At 63.1% G+C, this 19,227-nt stretch carries 23 protein-coding genes, 1 other RNA gene and 1 pseudogene; 11 read left to right on the forward strand and 14 right to left on the reverse strand.

The features are described from left to right. Window positions 1-2: 2 nt before the first annotated feature. Window positions 3-449, reverse strand: coding sequence for a GNAT family N-acetyltransferase (locus M653_RS0101880; RefSeq protein WP_027141757.1), 447 nt, complete (start codon window positions 447-449; stop codon window positions 3-5). 58 nt (window positions 450-507) lie between these two features. Next, window positions 508-1,371, reverse strand: coding sequence for a LysR family transcriptional regulator (locus tag M653_RS0101885; RefSeq protein ID WP_027141758.1), 864 nt, complete (start codon window positions 1,369-1,371; stop codon window positions 508-510). A 146-nt stretch (window positions 1,372-1,517) separates the two neighbouring features. On the opposite strand from M653_RS0101885, the gene M653_RS0101890 reads away from it, so the two are divergent. Further along, window positions 1,518-3,062 carry an MFS transporter gene (locus M653_RS0101890; protein WP_032934947.1) on the forward strand — a complete coding sequence of 515 codons (1,545 nt, stop codon included), beginning with the start codon at window positions 1,518-1,520 and terminating at the stop codon, window positions 3,060-3,062. 39 nt (window positions 3,063-3,101) lie between these two features. On the opposite strand, the gene M653_RS0101895 is transcribed toward M653_RS0101890, so the two are convergent. Further along, window positions 3,102-3,941, reverse strand: a complete 840-nt coding sequence (locus tag M653_RS0101895) for a MoxR family ATPase (RefSeq protein WP_027141760.1) — start codon at window positions 3,939-3,941, stop codon at window positions 3,102-3,104. A gap of 144 nt (window positions 3,942-4,085) precedes the next feature. On the opposite strand from M653_RS0101895, the gene ssrS reads away from it, so the two are divergent. The 4 genes from ssrS (at window position 4,086) to M653_RS0101910 (ending at window position 6,649) form a co-directional block, all read left to right on the forward strand. Further along, a non-coding RNA gene (gene ssrS, locus M653_RS1000000135225) (6S RNA) lies at window positions 4,086-4,241 on the forward strand. 96 nt (window positions 4,242-4,337) lie between these two features. Continuing rightward, window positions 4,338-4,925: a 5-formyltetrahydrofolate cyclo-ligase gene (locus M653_RS0101900; RefSeq protein ID WP_027141761.1), complete on the forward strand. Its 588-nt coding sequence runs from the start codon at window positions 4,338-4,340 to the stop codon at window positions 4,923-4,925. A gap of 63 nt (window positions 4,926-4,988) precedes the next feature. Then, window positions 4,989-5,813 carry a YmdB family metallophosphoesterase gene (locus tag M653_RS0101905; protein ID WP_027141762.1) on the forward strand — a complete coding sequence of 275 codons (825 nt, stop codon included), beginning with the start codon at window positions 4,989-4,991 and terminating at the stop codon, window positions 5,811-5,813. 68 nt (window positions 5,814-5,881) lie between these two features. After that, window positions 5,882-6,649, forward strand: a complete 768-nt coding sequence (locus M653_RS0101910) for a TerC family protein (protein ID WP_027141763.1) — start codon at window positions 5,882-5,884, stop codon at window positions 6,647-6,649. A 122-nt stretch (window positions 6,650-6,771) separates the two neighbouring features. Here the strand turns inward: M653_RS0101910 and M653_RS0101915 are convergent, their stop codons facing one another. Genes M653_RS0101915 through M653_RS0101925 form a run of 3 tightly spaced genes read right to left on the reverse strand, consistent with a single transcriptional unit; the run spans window position 6,772 to window position 8,127 of the window. Next, complete coding sequence (locus M653_RS0101915; RefSeq protein ID WP_027141764.1) at window positions 6,772-7,239, reverse strand: SRPBCC family protein; 468 nt, start codon at window positions 7,237-7,239, stop codon at window positions 6,772-6,774. Window positions 7,240-7,264: 25 nt separating this feature from the next. Next, the gene (locus tag M653_RS0101920; protein ID WP_027141765.1) at window positions 7,265-7,627 is read right to left on the reverse strand and encodes a glyoxalase/bleomycin resistance/dioxygenase family protein; all 363 of its coding nucleotides are present in this window, start codon (window positions 7,625-7,627) and stop codon (window positions 7,265-7,267) included. Window positions 7,628-7,644: 17 nt separating this feature from the next. Then, entirely contained in the window at window positions 7,645-8,127 is a 483-nt protein-coding gene (locus tag M653_RS0101925) for an SRPBCC domain-containing protein (protein ID WP_027141766.1), read from the reverse strand. A gap of 51 nt (window positions 8,128-8,178) precedes the next feature. On the opposite strand from M653_RS0101925, the gene M653_RS0101930 reads away from it, so the two are divergent. The 3 genes from M653_RS0101930 to M653_RS0101940 all read left to right on the forward strand — a co-directional run bounded on the left by M653_RS0101930 (window position 8,179) and on the right by M653_RS0101940 (window position 9,763). After that, complete coding sequence (locus M653_RS0101930; RefSeq protein WP_027141767.1) at window positions 8,179-8,502, forward strand: helix-turn-helix domain-containing protein; 324 nt, start codon at window positions 8,179-8,181, stop codon at window positions 8,500-8,502. Between the two features lie 197 nt (window positions 8,503-8,699). Then, a complete protein-coding gene (locus M653_RS0101935; protein WP_027141768.1) occupies window positions 8,700-9,449 on the forward strand; it encodes a YebC/PmpR family DNA-binding transcriptional regulator in 750 nt (249 codons plus the stop codon). A gap of 17 nt (window positions 9,450-9,466) precedes the next feature. After that, window positions 9,467-9,763: a SelT/SelW/SelH family protein gene (locus M653_RS0101940; RefSeq protein ID WP_032934919.1), complete on the forward strand. Its 297-nt coding sequence runs from the start codon at window positions 9,467-9,469 to the stop codon at window positions 9,761-9,763. On the opposite strand, the gene M653_RS1000000136535 is transcribed toward M653_RS0101940, so the two are convergent. Further along, window positions 9,736-9,948, reverse strand: a complete 213-nt coding sequence (locus M653_RS1000000136535; RefSeq protein WP_032934921.1) for a hypothetical protein — start codon at window positions 9,946-9,948, stop codon at window positions 9,736-9,738. The two genes, M653_RS0101940 and M653_RS1000000136535, sit on opposite strands and share 28 nt — an antisense overlap. Window positions 9,949-9,989: 41 nt before the next feature. Next, window positions 9,990-10,469 carry a DUF1772 domain-containing protein gene (locus M653_RS0101950; protein WP_198028682.1) on the reverse strand — a complete coding sequence of 160 codons (480 nt, stop codon included), beginning with the start codon at window positions 10,467-10,469 and terminating at the stop codon, window positions 9,990-9,992. 145 nt (window positions 10,470-10,614) lie between these two features. Here M653_RS0101950 and M653_RS0101955 point away from each other — a divergent pair, with 145 nt between their 5' ends. After that, window positions 10,615-11,244 carry a TetR/AcrR family transcriptional regulator gene (locus M653_RS0101955; RefSeq protein ID WP_027141771.1) on the forward strand — a complete coding sequence of 210 codons (630 nt, stop codon included), beginning with the start codon at window positions 10,615-10,617 and terminating at the stop codon, window positions 11,242-11,244. Between the two features lie 83 nt (window positions 11,245-11,327). On the opposite strand, the gene rpmE is transcribed toward M653_RS0101955, so the two are convergent. Further along, window positions 11,328-11,549: a 50S ribosomal protein L31 gene (rpmE, locus tag M653_RS0101960; RefSeq protein ID WP_010912060.1), complete on the reverse strand. Its 222-nt coding sequence runs from the start codon at window positions 11,547-11,549 to the stop codon at window positions 11,328-11,330. A 205-nt stretch (window positions 11,550-11,754) separates the two neighbouring features. Here rpmE and M653_RS0101965 point away from each other — a divergent pair, with 205 nt between their 5' ends. After that, the gene (locus tag M653_RS0101965) at window positions 11,755-13,554 is read left to right on the forward strand and encodes an ABC transporter transmembrane domain-containing protein (protein WP_027141772.1); all 1,800 of its coding nucleotides are present in this window, start codon (window positions 11,755-11,757) and stop codon (window positions 13,552-13,554) included. 21 nt (window positions 13,555-13,575) lie between these two features. On the opposite strand, the gene M653_RS0101970 is transcribed toward M653_RS0101965, so the two are convergent. Further along, window positions 13,576-15,060 (reverse strand): carboxypeptidase M32, encoded by a 1,485-nt coding sequence (locus M653_RS0101970; RefSeq protein ID WP_027141773.1) that lies wholly within the window; start codon window positions 15,058-15,060, stop codon window positions 13,576-13,578. A 142-nt stretch (window positions 15,061-15,202) separates the two neighbouring features. Between M653_RS0101970 and M653_RS1000000134265 the strand changes: the two are divergent. Further along, a pseudogene (locus M653_RS1000000134265) lies at window positions 15,203-15,557 on the forward strand (DUF1304 domain-containing protein). A 97-nt stretch (window positions 15,558-15,654) separates the two neighbouring features. On the opposite strand, the gene M653_RS0101980 reads toward M653_RS1000000134265, so the two are convergent. From M653_RS0101980 to M653_RS0101995, 4 genes are all read right to left on the reverse strand, one after another. After that, window positions 15,655-16,077: a hypothetical protein gene (locus tag M653_RS0101980; RefSeq protein ID WP_027141774.1), complete on the reverse strand. Its 423-nt coding sequence runs from the start codon at window positions 16,075-16,077 to the stop codon at window positions 15,655-15,657. Window positions 16,078-16,329: 252 nt separating this feature from the next. Continuing rightward, window positions 16,330-17,361 carry a peptidoglycan -binding protein gene (locus M653_RS0101985; protein ID WP_027141775.1) on the reverse strand — a complete coding sequence of 344 codons (1,032 nt, stop codon included), beginning with the start codon at window positions 17,359-17,361 and terminating at the stop codon, window positions 16,330-16,332. A 1-nt stretch (window position 17,362) separates the two neighbouring features. Then, a complete protein-coding gene (locus M653_RS0101990) occupies window positions 17,363-18,388 on the reverse strand; it encodes a MotA/TolQ/ExbB proton channel family protein (protein WP_027141776.1) in 1,026 nt (341 codons plus the stop codon). 120 nt (window positions 18,389-18,508) lie between these two features. Next, window positions 18,509-19,195, reverse strand: coding sequence for a hemolysin III family protein (locus tag M653_RS0101995; RefSeq protein WP_027141777.1), 687 nt, complete (start codon window positions 19,193-19,195; stop codon window positions 18,509-18,511). Between the last annotated feature and the right edge of the window lie 32 nt (window positions 19,196-19,227).

A 19,227-nucleotide genomic window follows, 5' to 3' on the forward strand; every position in this document is an offset into this window, starting at 1 on the left:
GGTTACAGCAAATCATACTCGATAAAGCCGGTGCGGCGCGCGACGTGGTCGTAGAGCTTGCGCGCGGTGACGTTAGTTTCGTGCGTCATCCAGTAGACGTTTTTCACCCCGATCTTGCCGGCCTCCTGCTTCACCGCCTCGATGAGGGCCGCGCCGATGCCCTTGCCGCGCACCTGCGGGTCGGCGAACAGGTCCTGCAGGTAGCAGTTGTTTTTCTCCGACCAGCCGGAGCGGTGGTAGAGATAATGGGTGAGGCCGACCGCCTTGCCGTCGAGGGTAGCGATAAAACCCTTCGGCTCGAACTCGCCTTCGGTGAACAGCCGTTTCCAGGTGACGGCGTAGACCTCTTCCGGCAGCGTGGTTTCGTAGAATGTGAGGTAGTCGGTCCACAGGCGCCGCCAGTCGGCGTGGTCGGATTGCGCAAGCGGGCGGACGGTGATCTCGGTCATTTCGGTTCCTCCAAAGTCTGATCTGTTCCGGACGGAATCAGGGCGGATACAGCTTCGCCTAAACCGCGGCCGAATTGTACTCGCGAAATGCGGTGGCCAGCACATGCAGCGCCTCGCGCGCCCGCGGCGCCAATGTGTGCGAATGCAGGACCACTTCGGACGGGTCAAGCGGCGGCAGGCCGAGCTTGCGGCCAATCTCGACCAGGCCGGGAGGAACGACGCGGTGGGCCAGCGCCGAAACGGCAAAGCCCGCCGATACCGCAATGTTGACGGCCGCGCCGCCGCCACCCACAAATGCCTCCTCCCAGGCGATGCCAGCCTTGTCCAGCGTCTCGACGGCTCGCACACGATCCGGACAACTGCATATGGTGCTCAGGAGAGCGAGGCGCAGCGGCGTCCCGCGCTGCCATTCGAAGGAAGGCGTCGCGAACCAGCCATAGTGATTGCGCGACAAGGTCCGGCCCGGACGGCTGTCGCCCTCGCGGTGCACGATGATCGCATCGAGTTCGCCGCGATCGAACGCCTCCTTCAGAATGGTGCTGGTGTCGATCCTCAAACTGAGCGTGAGCGATGGATCGTGCGCGTGGAGTTGGGCGATCAGGACGGAAAGTTCGGGGCCGGCGACATGATCGACAAAGCCGAGCGCGAGCCGGCAGGGCGCTTCCGAAAACTCGGCCATGGCGCGCTCATGCGCGGCAAGGAAGTCGCGCGCGGAAGGCAGGAAAACGGCGCCCCTCGCCGACAGGCTGACGCGGCGCGGGGTGCGCTCGATCAGCCGCGCGCCGAGCTTTTCCTCAAGACGCCGCAGCTTGACGCTGATCGTCGCCTGGGTGCTGCCAAGTGCTTCGGCGGCGCGGGTGAAGCTCTGCAGATCGGCCACCATCACGAAGGTGCGTACGGCGTCGACGTCAAGGGTGGTCATTCCAGGCCTTCCATCGGCATCATGCCAACTTGTCATTTCTGATATAGCCAACCATAGCCTTTTTTCATGGTCAAGTCTCATCTATGTCAGCCTGACCGCGGTTTGAAGAATGCCGCCTCTCCCTGTCTCGATGGAAAGTGACCGACATGCCGTTTCAAATTGAACGAAACACCATCGCGCTGACCGGCGTGTGCCTGGCGTCTCTCCTGTTCGGGCTCGAAATCTCCAGCGTGCCGGTGATCCTGCCGAAGCTGGAAAGCGTGCTCGCCGCCGATTTCAAGGATTTGCAGTGGATCATGAATGCCTACACCATTGCCTGCACGATGGTGCTGATGGCGACGGGAACATTGGCCGACCGTTTCGGGCGAAAGAGCGTGATGGTGATCACCACCGTCGCCTTCGGCCTTGCCTCGCTGATGTGCGGTCTGGCAACGAGCGCGCCGCTGCTGATCGCCGCCCGCTTTCTGCAAGGCCTTGCCGGTGGCGCAATGCTGACCTGCAGCGTGGCCGTGCTGTCGCACCAGTTCCAGGACGGAAAGGCGCGCGGCAAGGCCTTCGTCGCCTGGAGCGTCGTCTCCGGCATAGGGCTCGGTTTTGGGCCCGCGATCGGCGGCTTGATCGTGGCGCTGTCGAACTGGCAATGGGTTTTCCTCATCCACGTGCCGCTGGCGATCCTGGCGCTCGCCTTCATTGGTGCCGGGGTCACGCAATCGCGCGATCATAACGCCCATAAGCTCGATCTGGCAGGCCTGCTGACCCTGTCGGCGGCAGTGTTCGGCTTCTCCTATCTGATCACGCAAGGTGCTGATCTCGGGGCCGGCGCCCGTATTGCCGTGATTGTCGCGTCGGTTGCGGCTTTCATCGCGTTCCTGGTCGCCGAGAGGGTCAATCCCTATCCGATGTTCGATTTCTCGGTCTTCCGCATCCGCCAGTTTTCGGGTGCGATCATGGGCGCCATAGGCATGAATTTCAGCTACTGGCCGTTCATCATCTATCTGCCGATCTACTATTCCGGCGTGCTCGGCTACGACAGCACCGCGACCGGCCTGCTGCTGCTGGTCTACACGCTGCCCTTCATGGTGATGCCGCCGATCGCCGAGCGCCTGCGTGCGCGTTATCAGGCGCGGATCGCGATCCCGCTCGGCCTGCTGACCCTGGGGATCGGCTTTATCGCCATGTGGATCGGGTCCGGGCTCGAGGGCGCCAACTGGCTGACCATGCTGCCCGGCACTCTGATCGCCGGGATCGGTATCGGGCTGACCAATTCGCCGACCACCAACACCACCACCGGGGCGGTGTCGGCCGATCGCGCCGGGATGGCTTCGGGCATCGACATCAGCGCGCGCCTAATCACGCTCGCCATCAACATAGCGGTGCTCGGCCTTTTGTTGACGCATGGGATTGCTTCTTATCTCCGCAACGCATTCGGCGGGGCTTTCGACCCTAGCGAATTGCGCGCGTTGGCGGAAAGGATCGCCGCCGGAAATCTCGATGGCCTTGCACGGGAGACGCCTCACCTCGCAACCCTCGACCCGTCCGGCGCCATTGTGCATGCCGCCCTGGTCAATGGCTTCGGCTGGGTCATGCTCTATTGCGGGATTGGCGTTCTTGCCCTGGCGGTCATCGGTTTCGTCATCTTTGGACCGAAGCGTGTCGCGCCGCAGGAGAGAGGCTTTGCTGCCGCCGAATGAGCGGCCGAAGCCTGCTCGCAGCGGACCTTCGCTCGATCTTCACCCCTGCCGTCTGGCCATGAAGGCCAGCCGCTCGAACAGGTGCACGTCCTGCTCGTTCTTCAACAGGGCGCCGTGCAGCTTGGGCAGCGCGTTCTTGGCGTCGGCGCGCAAATCCTCTGGCGCGATGTCATCGGCGACCAGCAGGCGGATCCAGTCCAACGCCTCCGATGTCGACGGCTTTTTCTTCAGCCCCGGCACGTCACGGATTTCGTAGAATTGGGTCAGCGCCGCGCGCACCAGGTTCTGCTTGATGCCGGGATAGTGGACATCGACGATCCTGTGCAGCGTGTCGACATCGGGAAAGCGGATATAGTGGAAAAAGCAGCGGCGCAGGAAGGCGTCCGGCAGTTCCTTCTCGTTGTTGGAAGTGATGATGACGATCGGCCGCACCGCAGCGCGGATGGTCTCGCCGGTCTCGTAGACGAAGAACTCCATCCGGTCGAGTTCCTGCAGCAGGTCGTTGGGGAACTCGATGTCGGCCTTGTCGATCTCGTCGATCAGAAGCACGACCTTCTTGCCGGCCGCGAATGCCTCCCAAAGCTTGCCGCGCTTGATGTAGTTCTTGATGTCGTTGAACCTGAGATCGCCGAGCTGGCTGTCGCGCAGCCGCGACACGGCATCGTACTCGTAAAGACCTTGCTGCGCCCGTGTCGTCGATTTGACATGCCATTCGATGAGGTCGAGGCCGAGTGCCGCCGCCACCTGGCGGGCAAGTTCCGTCTTGCCGGTGCCGGGCTCGCCCTTGACCAGCAACGGCCGCTCCAGCGCGATCGCCGCGTTGACCGCCACCATCAGATCCTTGTCGGCGACATAGGCCGCCGTGCCTTCGAAACGCATTTTTGCTCCTCGGTTCGTTCCGGAGACCGTAAGGAGGCCCTCTGGCCCGCGCAAGGGCGGGTCTGCAACGGCAATGAGGCCAACCGGTGCGGAAAGAGCGCCGTCTCTCTGGCGCTCGGACCACCATCGGCCTATATTGGCGGAGGCGGTCTGCGCTTCCCGGCAGGAGACACTTTTCCCCGGGGCCTTAATGATCCTTAGGGAGCTGTCCCTGGGAAGACCCGTGGGTTTTCTCATACGGCGCCCACCTACTTTGTAGGCACCCGGGATCGACCTCTCCACCGGTTGTGTGGATCGTCACTTGTCGCAAGGCGTCCACGCACCGCGGTGGATGCCGCGGTGGAAAACGTCGCTCTTGAGACCTCACACAGTTCTGACCTTTTCTACCTTGGCCGTATGACATCTCCCAAAGACCTAAAAAAACGGCTGCGCCTCGAGGCACTCGCCCGCCGCGACGCGCTTGATGAATTCTGGCGGGTCGAGGCCGCGCTCGAAATGGCGGAGACGGCGCGCGACCGTCTGGAGGTCGGGTCCGGTCAGATCGTCTCCGGTTTCTGGCCAATGCGCTCGGAGGTGGATGTCAGGCCATTGATGTTCGCCTTGCGCGAGAAGGGCGCACGGCTCTGCCTGCCCGCCATTCTCGACAAGACCACCATCGTCTTTCGCGAGCTGGTGCGTGGCGCGCCGATGGTCGACATGGGCTTTGGCACGGTCGGACCGCACGCGGAGGCCGAAGTTCTCGACCCTTCCGTCATGCTGGTGCCGCTCGCCGCCTTCGACGCGCGCGGCCACCGCATCGGTTATGGCGCGGGCTATTACGATCGCGCGATCGCGAAGCTCGTCGACAAGGGGCATGCGCCCCGGCTGGTCGGCATCGCCTTCGACTGCCAAGAAGTTTCGCAAGTTCCGGACGAACCCCATGACGTGGTCATCGCGGAAATACTCACCGAGAGCGGGTTGCGCCGCTTTGCACCAAAATTGTAGATAGTTCTTTGAAACGCATGATCTTTGCCGAAAAGTCATGCAACTTTTCGGGATCAGGCATAGATGAGACTTCTCTTCCTCGGGGACATGGTCGGTAAGACGGGCCGCACCGCGGTGTGGGAACAACTGCCTGGCCTGATCTCCGACTTCAAACTCGACTTCGTCATCGTCAACGGCGAGAACGCCGCCGGCGGCTTCGGCATCACCGAAGAGATTTTTCGCGAGACGATCGCGGCGGGCTGTGATGTCGTGACGACAGGCAACCACGTCTGGGACCAGCGCGACGCGCTGGCCTTCGCACCGCGCGAGCAGCGTTTCCTGCGGCCCTCCAATTTTCCCAAAGGCACGCCAGGGCGCGGCTCCGGCGTCTATATTGCCAGGAGCGGCGCGCGTGTGCTGGTCGCCAACATCATGGGCCGGGTATTCATGCATCCCGAGCTCGATGATCCGTTCCAGGCCGGCGAACGCGAGCTTGCGGCCTGTCCGCTCGGCGAGCAGGCGGATGCGGTGGTGATCGACTTCCACGCCGAGGCAACCTCGGAAAAGATGTGCTTCGCGCATTTTGTCGATGGCCGTGCCAGCTTGGTCGTCGGCACCCACACGCACCAGCCCACCGCCGATCACCAGATCCTCAATGGCGGCACCGGCTACCTGTCGGATGCCGGCATGTGCGGTGACTACGATTCCTCGCTCGGCATGGACAAGGAAGAACCGCTCAACCGGTTCCTGTCGAAGGTGCCGAAAGGCCGTTTCGAAGCGGCGATCGGCCCGGCGACATTGTGCGGGGTCGGCGTGAATATTTCCGACCGCACCGGGCTGACCGAGAAGATCGCGCCGTTTCGTCGCGGCCCCCGGCTGGAGGAAACGACTCCCTCCTTCTGGTCATGACATTGATATAAGGGTTCGCAATACCCAATTGCCGGCGACACTGCTCTAGATCGTAGGGGACGACCTCCATGCAGCTTATCGAATTCCTGGCGCCGCATTTTCAATTCGTTTCCGACCCGACCGCCTGGGTCGCGTTGCTGACGCTGGTGGTGCTCGAGATCGTGCTCGGCATCGACAATCTGATCTTCATCTCCATCCTGACCAACAAGCTGCCCGTGGAGCAGAGGGCTCGTGCGCGCCGCCTTGGCATCTCGGCGGCGCTGATCATGCGCCTGGTGCTGCTTGCCACCATTTCCATCATCGTCCAGCTGACGACGCCGGTGTTCACGGCCTTAGGCCACGGCTTCTCCTGGCGCGACCTGATCCTGATCGCAGGCGGCCTGTTCCTGGTGTGGAAGGCGACCAAGGAAATCCACCACACGGTCGATCCCGACGACCATCAGGACACGATGCTGGGCGAGACGCTCAAGATCTCGCTTGCCGGCGCGATCTTCCAGATCCTGCTGCTCGATCTCGTCTTCTCGATCGATTCCATCATCACCGCCGTCGGCATGACCGACGAGATCGCCATCATGTACATCGCGGTCATCGTGGCCGTCACGGCGATGATGCTGGCCGCCGGACCGCTGGCCGACTTCATCGCCAAGAACCCGAGCATCGTCATGCTGGCGCTGGGCTTCCTGCTGATGATCGGCATGACACTGATCGCCGACGGCATGGGCTACCATGTGCCCAAGGGCTACATCTATGCCGCGATGGGTTTTTCGGCGCTGGTCGAGGGACTCAACATGCTGGCGCGACGGCGCAAGAAAGCGAAATCCGGCGACGGGCACTGAGACCGACCGGATCGGGCGAGCCTCGGCATTTCCGGCGAGAACAGGATCGCCTCCAATGCGCTATCTCTTTGCTTTACGCAATTCCGAACGCAAAAGCGCTTCGCACTTTTGCTGGAATTGATTTAATGCCCCGGAGCGCCCTTCGGATGTCGGTCGGCGATCAGGCCCAGCGTCAGGCCCTGTTCCAGCCAGGCCTTGGCGCCGGCGAGCACAAGCGCAAAGCCGCCGGTTGAGCCGACCGCTTGTTTTACCTGCTCGTCGCCCTGGCCGGCAAAGCCGAAATTGTGGACTTCGAGGAAGGTCGCCTCGCCAGGCATTTCGGTGAAGGTCCAGACCACCGTGGTCGGCGGATCGCTCCACGTCATGACGATCTTCTTGTCCCTGACGATCTCGCTGACATCGACGGTCGTCGAGACGCCATACATGCGCCACTCCCACTGAACCCGCTTGCCGCCATCAAGCCGGCCGCTGCCATGGCTGAACCAGAATTGGGTCGTGATCGCCGGATCGACAAGGGCCTCGAAAACATCAGCGACCGGCCGCCGGATCAGCATGGCGGCTTCGGCTGTCGGTGTTTCACGGATTTCCATGGCGATCTCCTTTTCGAATACGCGCTCACCAGGCGTCGGGTTCGCGCACCAGGTGAACGATGTTGGCCGGATTGGTGATCCAGCCGCCTCGGAAACCCAAGCCCAATGGCTCGATGGCATCGCAACGCACAACGCCTGCCTTGGCCAGATGATCCGCGGCGCCCGGAAAATCCTGCGTGAAAAGCTCCAGCCAGATCTCGGCCTGGCTCATCATCGGCGCTTCGTCGATCCACAGCCTGACAGGCCCAAGCTCGAAGCCGATGGCCGGCGCCTTGGTGGTGAACGGCTTGAGGCCGACGACGTCGCGGTAGAAGGCGACCGTCGCTTCGTACTGGTGCGATGGCACTTTCATGGCGATGTTGATGCCGCCGGTGATCTTCACGGTCATGGCTGGGCTCCGTTTTTTCAAATGTTGTTTTCGCTGGCCGGTTCGCCCTTCACCTCGCTGCGGTAATAACCGTCGCGCAGATTGATGCCGTATTCGACATAGGCCTTCATGCAGGCCAGCATCTGCGACCAGCCCTCGCAATTCAGGTAGGACTTCTTCAGGCCGACCGCGCCTTCCTGCCAGCCGCTCTCGGCGATGGTGACGAAGGTGCCGCCATCGTCGAGCGGCTCGAAATTCATCTCGATGCGGGTCTTGTAGGTGGGCTTGCCGTCGGCGTCGGTGGCATCCCAGCGCAACACGATGCGGCTGTCCTTGACCACTTCATCGACCTCGACCGGCACCTTGCCCCACCAGACGACACCCGAACCGGCAACCAATGGCGCGCTGGCGCCGCCGATGGTGGTGAAATAACCGCTGAGCTTCTTCGGATTGACGACCGCGTCGAAGACTTCGGCGACCGGTTTACCGATGCGCCCTGAAACCCTGAATCCAAGAGACATATCCACAGCTCCTTGGTTGATCGCGACAACGATATGTTATATAAACATAACATGTCAAGCCGATCGCAGGACGACAATGTTTTCAAGGCGCTGGCGCATCCGCGCCGGCGCGAAATGCTGGATCGGTTGAAAGACGAGCCCAGGACCACCGGGATGCTGTGCGATGCCTTTCCCGACATCGACCGCTGCACCGTCATGCTCCATCTCAAGGTGCTGGAGGAGGCAGATCTGATCGTCGCGCGCCGTGATGGGCGCGAGCGCTGGAACCATCTCAACGCGCTGCCGATCAAGCAGATCCACGACCGCTGGATCAGCCAGTATGCCGGTCATGCGCTCAGCATCATCGACCGGCTGAAGTCCGATCTGGAAGCATAGGCACGGCCGGGATCGCCGCAGCACGGCGCGGCTGGACGAATTGAGCCGATTTATTTATAAGCCGGCCATTCCGACAAAGAACGCCGCGCGTCCACTGACGCATCAGGACGTTCTGAAATTTTGAATTCGAGCCTTTTGCAAAGGCGAGGTGACGCATCTCGCGGCAAGACGCTCTAGCCGAACACGACAGAGGTGCCATGGCTGGCCATTCACAGTTCAAGAACATCATGCATCGCAAGGGCCGTCAGGACGCGGTGCGGTCGAAAATGTTTTCCAAGCTGGCGCGCGAAATCACCGTTGCCGCCAAGAGCGGGACGCCCGATCCATCGATGAACCCGCGCCTGCGCCTGGCGATCCAGAACGCCAAGGCGGTGTCGATGCCGAAGGACAACATCCAGCGCGCCATCAACAAGGCCTCGATGGGCGATGCCGAAAACTATGAAGCCGTGCGTTACGAAGGTTATGGGCCGGGCGGCGTCGCCGTGATCGTCGAGGCACTGACCGACAACCGCAACCGGTCGGCGTCCAATGTCCGTGCCGCCTTCACCAAGGCAGGCGGCGCGCTCGGCGAAACCGGATCGGTATCGTTCATGTGGGACCGCGCCGGCGAAATCTACTATCCGGCTTCCGCCGGCAGTGCCGACAAGATCATGGACGCGGCCATCGAAGCCGGTGCCGACGATGTCGAATCGGACGAGGAAGGCCACACGATCTATTGCGCCTTCGAGACTCTCGGCGAAGTGTCCAAGGCACTTGAAGCCTCGCTCGGCGAGGCCGAATCGGTCAAGGCGATCTGGAAGCCGCAGAACAATGTCCCGGTCGACGAAGAGCGGGCGCAGTCGCTGATGAAGCTGGTTGCGACGCTCGAGGACGATGACGACGTGCAAAGTGTGTACGCGAACTTCGAAGTCGACGACGAAACCTTGGCCAGGCTCAGCGCGGCGTGAGTGAAGCCCGATCCGACATGAGCAAAGCTCGGTTGCCCGCCATCCGCATCACCTACTGCACGCAATGCCAGTGGCTGCTGCGTGCCGGCTGGATGGCGCAGGAGCTGCTCTCCACCTTCGGCACCGATCTCGGCGAGGTGACGCTGGTGCCGGGCACCGGCGGCATCTTCACCATCTCGTGCAACGATGTACTGGTCTGGGACCGCAAGCGCGACGGCGGCTTTCCGGACGCGGCGAAACTCAAGCAGTTGGTCCGCGACGTGATCGATCCGGATCGTGATCTCGGTCACGCCGACCGCAAGGCGAAGAGCTGATATCTTCCCGCGAAAGCGGGACGTTCCCTTGCCGCGCCTCTTTCCGAAACAGCACCGATACCGGCGCCGATCGCTATACCCATGCCGATGCCGACGGCGGGGTCATCCATCGCCACGCCAAGAGCAGCGCCGAGGCCGACGCCGATCGAAATGCCGACAGCCATGGTCGGATAAGGATCGTTCACGACTCTTCTCCCGACAATGCTTATGGCCGCCCGTAAACATGTCAACGCGAGGCGAACCAGAAGGATGCCATGGCCACGATGGCGGTGACGGTGCGAACGTGGTTCCACATCACCCAGTCCCGGAGAAAGCTGGTCCATACGGCGGCGCCATTGCTGCTGGCCGGATCGACGGCGGCCAGCGCATCGTTGAGCGGCACGTTGAAGGCCATGGTCACGATCGGGTTCCCGGCGAGATAGATCAGCGCGCCGGCCAGAAGCCAGAACGAACCCGGCTGGTTCCAGCCGATGAGGGCGCCGGCGATGAGCACGATGCAGACCAGTCCGGTGCCGAAGAGTGCCGTCATGAACATCGGCGTGATGACGGTGACGTTGATCGAATTCATGGCGGCGATGCCGCCCGCCGCTGGCAGGCGAGCGAACGCCGGCATGACGAAGTTGGAGAAGGCGAAGAACACGCCGCCGACCACGCCTGCGCCCAGGGCCGCGATGAAGGTGAGGATGGGAAGAAGTTTGACAATCATGTCGGTTGCTCCAAGCGCCGGTTGCGGCGGGTTCCTCTGTTTGCAAATGTGATAAACCCTCACATTTGCAAAATGTGATAAACCCTCGTATTCTGCGAGTCAAGTCATTCGAGGCGATTGCCGGGCGCGTTTGTTGGAGACAGTCATGGAAGGCACGCCGGCCAACGAGCAGATCGCTTCGCCGCGCCGGGCACCAAGCCAGCAGCGCAGCCGCGAGCGGGTCGAGCGCATGCTGGCCGCCGCCTCGGCGCTGATCGCCGAGCAAGGCAGCGATGCCATGCGCATGGGTGAAGTCGCTGAACGTGCAGGGGTGTCGATCGGATCGCTCTACCAGTTCTTTCCGGACAAGCGGGCGATCGTCTGGGCGCTGGCAGAGCGCTACACGGTGGAGAGCCAAGCCTGCATCTCGGCGGCGCTCCAGGACGTTACGGATGCAGAGGGGCTGGGCCAAGCGTTTTCGGAGCTGGTCGATATCTACTACCGACTGTTCCTCGCCGAACCGGTGATGCGCGACATCTGGTCGGGCACGCAGGCCGACAAGGCGCTGCGCCGGCTCGAGCTCGCCGACAGCCGGGCTAATGCCGAATTCCTCGGTGCGGTGCTGAAGCGGCTACGTCCCGGCGTCGATCCCGTTTCCCTGGAGACCACGGCCTTTCTCGTCTGGCAGATGGGCGAGGCGGCCATGCGGCTGGCGATCTCAGTCGGGCGGCAGGAGGGCGACAGGCTGGTCGCAGCCTATAAGCGCATGGCGCTCAGGGAACTGCTGGCGGAATAGAGAGAGCCGAAAACTCAGCCTTCGGCCAAGCAACAAAAACCCGCCACGAGGGCGGGCTTTCGATCTGCGAAAAAGCTCTTGCCTTAGAGGCCGAAACCTTCGAAGCGCTTCTTGAACTTCGACAGGCGGCCGCCGCGGTCGAGCAGGGTCTGCTGGCCGCCGGTCCAGGCCGGGTGGGTGGTCGGGTCGATGTCGAGGTTCATCGTATCGCCTTCCTTGCCCCAGGTCGAACGGGTCGTGTATTCGGTGCCGTCGGTCATGACGACCTTGATGGTGTGGTAATCGGGATGAATAGCGCTCTTCATGGCTCGGTTCCTGGCTTGCTGGCGCGGCTGACTGGCATAAGCCTGCGTCGATGCGCCCCTTTTTAAAACTCGAAGCCGCAGCTATTGAGGAGCCACGGCTTCTAAAACGGTCGGCGTGGCTATACATCAGCCGAAATTGAATCACAAGGCCGTGGCTCGCGCATATTGAGGCGCATACAACAAGGCGGCTAGAGGAAACACTGGGATGGCGCAATCCAGCAGCGCAGACGAGCGCCGCCGCTCGCTCAAGCCGCTCAGGCGCCTGTTCCCTTACATCGGCCGCTACCGGAAAATGGTGGCGGGCGCCGTCGTCTCGCTGGCAGTCGCGGCGATGACAACGCTGGCGCTGCCGCTGGCGGTGCGGCGCATGATCGATCATGGCTTCACGCCGGCGGGATCCACCATCATCGCTGAATATTTCGCCGCGCTGGTGGCCATGGCGGCGCTTTTGGCGGCCGCCTCGGCCGGCCGCTACTATTTCGTCATCACGCTCGGCGAGCGCGTCGTCGCCGATATCAGGCGCGACGTTTTCGCTCATGTGACGACGCTGTCGCCGGCCTTCTTCGACACTGCCCAGTCGGGCGAGATCGTGTCGCGGCTCGCCGCCGATACCACGCAGGTCAAGTCGGCCGTCGGCGCCACCGCATCCGTGGCGCTGCGCAATGCCATTCTTGGGCTCGGCGCCGTGGCGATGATGGTTGTCACCAGCCCAAAACTGTCCAGCCTGGTCATAGCGGCCATTCCAATCATCGTGCTGCCGCTGGTCGCCTTCGGCCGCTCCGTGAGGCGCAAATCCCGGCAGGCACAGGACACGCTCGCCGAGGCGACAGCCTATGCCAGCGAGCAGATCGGCGCGGTGCGCACGCTGCAGGCCTTTACCAACGAGAAACTGGTCACCGGTCGCTTTTCGGGCGCGGTGGAAGCCGCTTTCGAGGCGGCACGCGCCTCGACCTTCGCGCGGTCCTTCCTCACCTTCTTCGCCATCTTCACCATTTTCTCGTCGGTCGTCGCGGTGTTGTGGTTCGGCTCGCGCGACGTGCTCGACGGCAATCTGTCACCCGGCACGCTTGGCCAGTTCCTGCTCTATTCGGTGTTCGCCGCCGGCGCGCTCGGCGCGCTGTCGGAAGTCTGGGGCGAACTCGCGCAAGCAGCGGGTGCGGCCGAACGGCTGACCGAGATCCTGGCCGAGACGCCGGCGATCCAGGCGCCGGCCGAGCCGAAGCCGATGCCGGCAATCGTGAAGGGCGCGATCATCTTCGACGACGTCTCGTTCTCTTATCCGGCGAGGCCCGACCGCGCCGCCGTCCATGGCTTGAGTTTTTCGGTCAAACCCGGCGAGACGGTGGCGATCGTCGGTCCCTCGGGTGCCGGCAAGAGCACCGTCTTTTCGCTGATCCTGCGCTTCTACGATCCCGAAACCGGGAAGATCCTGATCGACGGCGTCGACGTGCGTGAGGCTGACCCCGTCGCGGTCAGGCAGCGCATCGCCATCGTGCCGCAAGACGTCACCATCTTCGCGGCGAGCGCGCGCGACAATATCGGCTTTGGCCGGCCAGGCGCCAGCGAGGCCGAGATCGAGGCGGCGGCGAAGGATGCGTTGGCCGACGAATTCATCCTCAAGCTCGAAAAAGGTTACGACAGCCAGGTCGGCGAACGCGGCGTAACGCTGTCAGGCGGCCAGCGCCAGCGGGTAGCGATCGCCCGCGCCATCCTGCGCGACGCGCCGATCCTGTTGCTCGACGAGGCGACCTCGGCCCTCGACGCCGAAAGCGAGACGCTGGTGCAGACGGCGCTCGAGCGGCTGATGCAAGGCCGCACCACCATCGTCATCGCCCACCGGCTGGCGACCGTGCTCAAGGCCGACAGGATCTTGGTCATGGATGGCGGCCGCATCGTCGAGGAAGGCACGCATCAGAGCCTGGTCGTCAAGGGCGGCATCTATGCGCGGCTGGCCAAGCTGCAATTCGAGACCGGCGCCAGCGCCTTCAGGGGCGCGGCGGAATAGCGGGGCTCGATATGGCCGGTCTCATCCACCGTAGCGCTGCTTCAGGTGATTGACGAAATAAACGGCGTTGAGTTTTTCGCCGGTGGCGCGTTCGAGCAGGTCCGGCGTCGACCAGCGCGATCCCTGCGCCCATATCTTCTTGCGGCGCCAGTCGTTGATGGCCGCGAAATTCCCTTTCACCAGGTCGTCGTCGGCTGAAGGATGTTCGCGCACCAGCGCGGCCCATTGCTGCGCCGCCATCATCGCGCCCAGCGTGTAGGAGGGGAAATAGCCGAAGGCGGCACCCGGCCAGTGCACGTCCTGCATCGGCCCATCGGCCGGATTGTCGATGGTTGAGAGGCCGAGATAGTCGCGCATCTTGGCGTCCCAGGCTTCGGGTAGATCAGCCACCTCCAGCCTGCCCGAGACGAGCTCCTGCTCCAGTTCGTAGCGCAGTATGACATGCAGCGGATAGGTTACTTCGTCGGCATCCACGCGGATCAGGCCGCGCTCGACGCGATGCACATGCGGCAGGAGATCATTGAGCGACCAGGTTTCGCCGAGATGCTTTTCCACCACCGGCAGCACCCAGTGCCAGAAAGCAGGATTGCGGCCGATCTGCTTTTCGACGAACAGGCTCTGGCTTTCATGCACGGCCATGCCGCGGGCCTTGCCGAGCGGCCAGTGCGACCATGCCTTCGGCAGGTTCTGTTCATAGAGCGCATGGCCGGTCTCGTGCAGCACGCCCATCAGCGCCGACAGGAAGTCCGATGTCTTGTAGCGGGTGGTGATGCGCACGTCGCTGGGCACGCCGCCGCAGAACGGATGGTGCGACACCGACAGCGAGCCGTGCGTCAGGTCGAAGCCGACCGCCGCCATCATGGCGAGACCGAGTTCGCGTTGCCGGTCGATGGCATAGGTGCCCGAAAGCGGCTTCAGCGGATGCCTGCGCAGCCGCGCTTCCTGGATCGCCAGCGCCTCCGGCACGAAGCCTCTAAGGAAGGCCTTCAGGTCGGCGAAGACGGGAGTGATGTCCGCCGTGCGGTTGCCGGGATCGTATTGTTCCATCAGCGCGTCATAGGGCGCGAGGCCGAGCACGTCGGAGCGCAGGGCCGCCTCTTCGCGCACCAGCGCCACCACGCCCTCGAGCGCCGGCTGGAAGCCAGCCCAGTCGTTCTTGGCGCGCAGGTCGCGCCATAGCTGCTCGCAACGCATGCGCGCCGTTGTCTGGCGTTCGACGAATTCGACCGGCAGGCAGGTCAGGTTGGTGTACTGCCGCCGCAATTCGGTCAGGGCCGCGCGCTGCTCATCGTCCAATGCCTCGGTTTCGGCGGCGGCGATCCAGTCCGATATTTCCGGCGCGGTCGCCCTGGTGTGATACATGCCGGCCAGTGCCGCCATCGCCTCGGCGCGCTTCTCGCCACCGCCAACGGCCATATGGGTCGCTTCATCGGCGCCGAGGATGGCCAGCGCATGCTCAAGCGCTTCGAGCTTGTGGCCGAGGTCGTCGAGTTTGTGAAAGGACATGGCGGCTTCCGTGATTGAGGACGGCGCGAAAAGACACCAACGCAAAAGCCTTGGCAACCCTCAGATCCCATTCAGCAGATGCAGCTTGCGCAGGCGAGGTCGAGCATGAAATGCTGCCGGCGACGCATGCAGGGGGAGCAGAATGATCGGCAACATCCTGGTTGGGCTGGTGGCCTTGATCCATGTCTACATCGTCTATCTCGAGATGGTTCTTTGGGACACGCCGCGCGGGCACAAGACATTCCGCCTGACGCCGGAATTCGCCAGTGCCTCGAAGGTGCTCGCCGCCAATCAGGGCCTCTACAACGGATTTCTCGCCGCCGGCCTGATCTGGGGGGCTTTACCTCGGCGCCGGCGGGTTCCAGGTCAAGGTCTTCTTCCTGTTGTGCGTGGCCATTGCCGGTCTCTATGGCGCGGCAACGGTCGGCCGCAAGATCCTTTACATCCAGACCGTGCCGGCGGCGGCCGCCCTGATCGCGGTCTGGCTCGGTCGGTAGGCAGGATGGGCTGGTAAGGAAAAGGACGCCTGCGGGATTGGGGTCCCCGAAGGCGCCAGTTGATCCCTTCCTCCTGGAACTTTCAGGCAGGATCGCCTCAGCCGTTCGGATAGTTTCCGCCGTCAGCGCCATCGCCCATCACACCGCTGCCGGTGTTGACCATCAGACGCTGGTCGACGGTGTCGAGCTGGCGCAGCAGGTCATGGTATTGCGCGGCCGGTATCCTGCCGTGATCCGACGCGGCTACCTTCTCGGCGGCCCGACCGATACGGGCGGTGCGCATTTCCAGGCGCTCCGCGACGGCCGGGGTGATATTGTTGGCTCGCCTGGCATCGACGATGCCCTGATGGACACCCCGAACCTGCTCAATGAGCGCCTCGACACGCGGGCCCGTCAAATCGGTCGGATCAGTCGCATCGAGTGCGCCCTTGTGGTGGCCCGCGGCATAGGCGCCGGCAAGCGGGGCCGCGATCAGAATCGCGGCAAGGGTTGCAGTCTTGAGAGATGCTGAAGTGCTCATGGGGGAGGTTCCTCCTGCCGGGAAGGGAGAGCGGCCGCGCCGCTTCGCCTTCCGACCAGTTTGGGTCGTCCAGTTCCGTCGCGTCGCGATGGGAGGCATCGCCGGCGGTTCTCGGCCCTGCGCAGCAAGCTAGGAGCGCTTCCGCGCGAAGTGTAATTAAAAAAAGATAATCTTTTCAGGCCTTGCCGGCCGCCGCTTGCGCCCTAGAGTTGAGCCGGCGAACAAATTCGCGTGAGTTCGCGTGATGATGGATCAACGTTCGGTGAGCTTCAGTTCAATGCGGCGGTTCTTGTTACGCGCTTCGTCGGTGTGGGCGGGGTCGAGCGGCTGGAACTCGCCGAAGCCGGCGGCGACGAGCCGGTTGGCCGGCACGCCGTTCTCGATCAGGAACTTGACCACCGAGGTCGAGCGCGCCGTCGACAGTTCCCAATTGTCGCGGTAACGGCCATTGCCGGACAGCGGCTTGTTGTCGGTGTGACCATCGACGCGCAGCACCCAGTTGATCTCCGGCGGGATCTCTTTCTGCAATTCGATGATGGCATCGGCGAGCTTCTTCATCTCGACCTTGCCGGCGTCGTTGATCACTTCGGAGCCGGTCGGGAACAGCACTTCCGACTGGAACACGAAGCGGTCGCCGACGATGCGGATGTTCTCGCGGTCGGCGAGGATTTCGCGCAGGCGCCCGAAGAAATCGGAGCGGTAGCGGTTCAATTCCTGCACACGCTGCGCCAGCGCCACGTTCAGGCGACGGCCGAGATCGGCGATCTTGGTGTTGGAATCGCGGTCGCGCGTTTCGGAGACGTTGAGGGCATCCTCAAGCGCGCCGATCTGCTTGCGCAAGGCCGCGATCTGCTGGTTGAGGATCTCGACCTGGCTCAGCGCCTGCTGGCTGATCTGGCGCTGGTTGTCGAGTTCACCACCCAACTGCGCGGCACGCTGGTTGGCGGCGTCGCCGGCGCCGGCACCTTGCACCAGCAACTGTTCGAGCCGGCTCTTTTCCGCCTGCGCCGCCGACAGGGACGCCTGCAGATTGGCGAGCGAATCCTCCTTGTCCTGCGCCGTCGAGCGCTCCAGCGCCAGAAGCTGGGTCAGTTCGTTGATTTGCGAGTTGAGGCGCGACAGTGCCGTGTCCTTGCCGGAGATTTCACGGCCGAGCAGGAACTGCGCCAACACGAAAACGGTGAGCAGGAACATGATGGCGAGCAGCAGCGTCGACAACGCGTCGACGAAGCCAGGCCAATAGTCGATACGGCGATCGGTACGCCGGCCCCTGGCAAGCGCCATGTTAGTGCACCCCGGGCTTCTTCAGCGCGTCGGCGATCTTTTCCAGCGTGTTGCGCATCGCCTTCTGCTCGTCGGACTGGGCCTCGACCCAATCGCGCATGATCTGCTGCTCGGAACGCATGTTCTTGACCAGGCCGGAAATGCCGTCGGCGAGATTGGCCATGGCGGTGGCGACGCGCGGATTGGAGCCGCCGCCGTTCTCCTGCATGCTGCGCAGCCGTTCCGACAGGACGCGGATCTCGTCGGAAGATTCGGCCTTGGCCGGGTCGGAAACGACGATGTCGGACGACAGATCGGTGACCGAGGACAGCCAGTTCTCGAGCTCGGTGTAGAAGCGCGTCTGGGCGCGGCCGGCCTGCAGGTCGAGGAAGCCGAGCACGAGTGAGCCGGAGAGGCCGAACAGCGAGGACGAGAAGGCGGTGCCCATGCCGGCCAGCGGCGCCGACAGGCCCTGCTTCAGCGAATCGAGCACCGCCGCGGCATCACCCGTGCCGGGATCGAGCGATTCGATCGTCTCGCGGATCGAGCCGATCGTATTCAACAGGCCCCAGAAAGTGCCAAGCAGGCCGAGGAACACCAGCAGGCCAACCAGGTAGCGCGAGGTGTCGCGGCTTTCGTCGAGGCGCGTGGCGATGGAATCGAGCATTGTGCGCATCGAGGAGGTCGAAAAGGCCACGGACGACGAGCGACCGATCATCGCCTTCATCGGCGCCAGCAGCACCGGTTCGGTGGTTTCGGAGCCGGCGCGGAAGGAGTTGACCCAGCGCACCTCGCGAAACAGCCGCCCGACCTGCGTGAAGGCCAGCAGGATACCGACGACGAGCACGCCGACGATCAGGCCGTTGAGGCCGGGATTGGTGACGAATGCCGTCGTGACCTGGCGAGTCAGGATGGCGGCGATGAAGGCGACGATGGCCAGGAAGATGACCATGGTCAGCAGAAAGACCTGAGGGCTCGACAATTTGTGCGGATCGTAGATGAGCACGTCGGAGCGCCTGCCCATGCCGAAGGATCTGAGAAAAGCCATCCGTGCCCCGTTTCCGATGCCGCTGCCGCCGATCACGTAGTTGGCGACTCTAAACGGAATTGTGACCAAATTGAATGGTGCTTGGCAATATTGCCACAGGTGGCTTTTGGAGCCGGCGCTTCAAAGGCGGTTGATGACCAGGCAATCGACCATGGCCGCCAGATGCAGGCCGGCGCCGGTGACGACGAAGCCGTGCCACAGGGCGTTGTGGAAGCGCAGCGCCTTCCAGGCGAAGAAAATCACGCCGCAGGAATAGACGACGCCACCGGCGACGATGAGCACGATCGACGTGGTCGGCAGCGTCTCGACAAGCGGTTTGACAAGGACGATGCCGCTCCAGCCGATGGCAAGGTAGAAGACGATCGCCAGCCTGTCGAAGCGGCCGGGGAAAAACACCTTGATGGCAATGCCCGTTGCGGCCGCGACCCAGACCAGAACGATCATCCAGCGCGCCAGCGGCGAGTTTCCCAACTGGGCGAGAAAGGGCGTGTAGGTGGCGGCGATCAACAGATAGATCGCGGCATGATCGAAACGCCGCAAAATCCATTTCGCGGGCGAGGTCACCGGCCACAGATTGTAAGTCAGCGACACAGAAAGCACTGTGAGCAGCGAGACGACATAGAAGGCGGCTGCGATGTATTCGCCGGGCCCGACCCGGGAGGCGGCGAGCGCCAGCAGTGCCGAACCGGCCGCTATCGCCAGCACGATCCCAACAGCATGGACGATCCCGTCGGCGATCATCTCGGCGCGCGAATAGTGCCAGCGTCCGATGAACGGGATGTCGATCTGTGGCGGGGTGTCGGTCATCTATCGTCCTGCATCACCCTTAATCTGGGCGA

This window comes from Mesorhizobium sp. WSM3626 (assembly GCF_000513935.1).
GTDB lineage: Bacteria > Pseudomonadota > Alphaproteobacteria > Rhizobiales > Rhizobiaceae > Mesorhizobium > Mesorhizobium salmacidum.

Coding starts and splice junctions, on each gene's coding strand:
- M653_RS0101955 (WP_027141771.1), top strand. CDS start 10,615: ATGGAAGGCACGCCGGCCAACGAGCAGATCGCTTCGCCGCGCCGGGCA.
- M653_RS0101905 (WP_027141762.1), top strand. CDS start 4,989: ATGAGACTTCTCTTCCTCGGGGACATGGTCGGTAAGACGGGCCGCACC.
- M653_RS0101950 (WP_198028682.1), bottom strand. CDS start 10,469: ATGATTGTCAAACTTCTTCCCATCCTCACCTTCATCGCGGCCCTGGGC.
- M653_RS0101940 (WP_032934919.1), top strand. CDS start 9,467: ATGAGCAAAGCTCGGTTGCCCGCCATCCGCATCACCTACTGCACGCAA.
- M653_RS0101915 (WP_027141764.1), bottom strand. CDS start 7,239: ATGGAAATCCGTGAAACACCGACAGCCGAAGCCGCCATGCTGATCCGG.
- M653_RS0101980 (WP_027141774.1), bottom strand. CDS start 16,077: ATGAGCACTTCAGCATCTCTCAAGACTGCAACCCTTGCCGCGATTCTG.
- M653_RS0101935 (WP_027141768.1), top strand. CDS start 8,700: ATGGCTGGCCATTCACAGTTCAAGAACATCATGCATCGCAAGGGCCGT.
- M653_RS0101920 (WP_027141765.1), bottom strand. CDS start 7,627: ATGACCGTGAAGATCACCGGCGGCATCAACATCGCCATGAAAGTGCCA.
- M653_RS0101885 (WP_027141758.1), bottom strand. CDS start 1,371: ATGACCACCCTTGACGTCGACGCCGTACGCACCTTCGTGATGGTGGCC.
- rpmE (WP_010912060.1), bottom strand. CDS start 11,549: ATGAAGAGCGCTATTCATCCCGATTACCACACCATCAAGGTCGTCATG.
- M653_RS0101890 (WP_032934947.1), top strand. CDS start 1,518: ATGCCGTTTCAAATTGAACGAAACACCATCGCGCTGACCGGCGTGTGC.
- M653_RS0101925 (WP_027141766.1), bottom strand. CDS start 8,127: ATGTCTCTTGGATTCAGGGTTTCAGGGCGCATCGGTAAACCGGTCGCC.
- M653_RS0101965 (WP_027141772.1), top strand. CDS start 11,755: ATGGCGCAATCCAGCAGCGCAGACGAGCGCCGCCGCTCGCTCAAGCCG.
- M653_RS0101970 (WP_027141773.1), bottom strand. CDS start 15,060: ATGTCCTTTCACAAACTCGACGACCTCGGCCACAAGCTCGAAGCGCTT.
- M653_RS0101880 (WP_027141757.1), bottom strand. CDS start 449: ATGACCGAGATCACCGTCCGCCCGCTTGCGCAATCCGACCACGCCGAC.
- M653_RS0101900 (WP_027141761.1), top strand. CDS start 4,338: ATGACATCTCCCAAAGACCTAAAAAAACGGCTGCGCCTCGAGGCACTC.
- M653_RS0101990 (WP_027141776.1), bottom strand. CDS start 18,388: ATGGCTTTTCTCAGATCCTTCGGCATGGGCAGGCGCTCCGACGTGCTC.
- M653_RS0101895 (WP_027141760.1), bottom strand. CDS start 3,941: ATGCGTTTCGAAGGCACGGCGGCCTATGTCGCCGACAAGGATCTGATG.
- M653_RS0101930 (WP_027141767.1), top strand. CDS start 8,179: ATGTCAAGCCGATCGCAGGACGACAATGTTTTCAAGGCGCTGGCGCAT.
- M653_RS0101910 (WP_027141763.1), top strand. CDS start 5,882: ATGCAGCTTATCGAATTCCTGGCGCCGCATTTTCAATTCGTTTCCGAC.
- M653_RS0101995 (WP_027141777.1), bottom strand. CDS start 19,195: ATGACCGACACCCCGCCACAGATCGACATCCCGTTCATCGGACGCTGG.
- M653_RS0101985 (WP_027141775.1), bottom strand. CDS start 17,361: ATGGCGCTTGCCAGGGGCCGGCGTACCGATCGCCGTATCGACTATTGG.